1 protein-coding gene is annotated in these 1,689 nt (G+C 59.1%); it reads left to right on the top strand.

The window, feature by feature from the left end:
• Positions 1–1,689: hypothetical protein (locus AC1D15_RS30825; RefSeq protein ID WP_477829027.1), on the top strand; the 1,689-nt coding region annotated here is incomplete at both ends.

Here is a 1,689-nt window from a genome sequence, read left to right as displayed (position 1 = left end):
CGGTTGATCGACGAACTGGCGGTCGGAGATCGGATGACACGAGCGAACGTTCAGCACCACGTCGGCGATGGGAAGTGGGTGCGCAGCATGCTGAACATGTGCAACGGCCTTGCCTCGGTCATCAAGGCCGGCCATGAAATCGCCTCGAACGCGAGCGGCTACGACGCCGGCAAGATCACCGCAAGCGTCGTTTCGATGGCATTGAGCCTCACCCAAGTGTTGTTCTATCGATCCACGCAGGGATCCGCGTCCGGAAAGGACCATTGCAACAAGATTGCCAGCTTGTTTGCGTTGATCAGCCAGACCGAGCTTGGCAACCTCAGTGCGGAGGGGAGCAACAAGATCGATTGCAAGAAACTGGACAAGCTGGTGGTCGGCCCGTTCATGACGCGAATGAAAACAATGAGCAAGGTCCTGAAGTTCCGCAGCAGTGTTTTCATGTCGGTCATCATCGGCCACATCAAGAGCGCTGATGCGCTCAAATACATTCCCGACAGGCCCGACGGGGGGCGAAGCATTCCCTTGACGTATGAGGGACTCCAGAGTGAGTTCAATGCCATCATCAAGGAAAAGGAAGCCAAGGAAAAGGAAGCCAAGGAAACGGCGAACAGCAGCGGCGAAGCAAAGGCCTCCAGCAGCGATGACTCCAGCGACCAAGGCCCCATCGCGAAGACAACGGGCGCCATCGATGATTTCGTCCGCCACGCGCTGGCCGAGGTCCACGCGGCACAGGCCACGAAAGACACGGTCGATCGGCTGCTGAAACAACTGGGTAAAACTGATCTCGCGGCCAAGTACGCTGAAGAGGGGAACCTGCAGGCACTCCATGAGAAAGATCTATTGCATCCTCACGTCATGAGCGAGCTCATCGGATCTCTCAGTCACGCGCGGTTCCTGTATGACGACAAAGCCTGTGACGAGGAGGAGCACGCCAGGTGGTTCGACGAACGCCTCACTCGATTGGGTGCCGAAACCGAAATCAACCTTCGCACGGGAAATGGCCCGCAGATTGCGAGCAAGGGCGGCGTTGCGTTTGCCAACGGCGCGGGAGGCAATGGCAGCTTCTTCGCGATCAAGGCGGGGATCACCGTTGCGTCGAGCACGACCCAGCTGATTGCCGGCTTCGACAACCCATGCTCCGACTGGATCGATCTCGTCGGCAGCCTGTTCTCCTGTGTCGGTCCCGTCTGTGGCTCGACCTCCGGCTATACCTACAGGAACACGAAGCTGAAGAACGACATGCGCGCTGCCTACAAGGCAGCCGGCGTGGTCGTGCCGCCCAACAGCGGAATCCAGAAGAAAGGGGAACGAGATTTCATGCCGGTGTTCAGCCTGTCATCCATGCGACAGCGAGCCGAGGACTTCGACACCCTCATACCACCCTACATCGACGCGAACGACCTGCCTCCGCCTTTCGATTACGAGTGTGAAACCTCGGTCCTTGGGGAGATGTGGGACCAGGCGGTGAAGCCCGTGCCGTTGTTTTCAACAAAGCTCCTGCGGAAATGGGCAAGCCCTCCGACTCGGAAGCCGGGCGAGCTGGATCCCGATCCCATGGCGACCCTCCGCAAGGCGGGGCTGGTCTCGACCCAGGAAGACTCTTCAAGCGGCAGCGAGTCGACCACTCTCGATGGTCTATCGGAGCGTGATTTCGCACCCAGCAAGGATCCCGACCGCACGGGCAATGAG

The sequence above is a fragment of the Rhizobacter sp. P2_H2 genome, from assembly GCF_056403375.1.
Note: the sequence above shows the minus strand (reverse complement) of the source record. Positions and strands in the feature narration are given on the sequence as shown.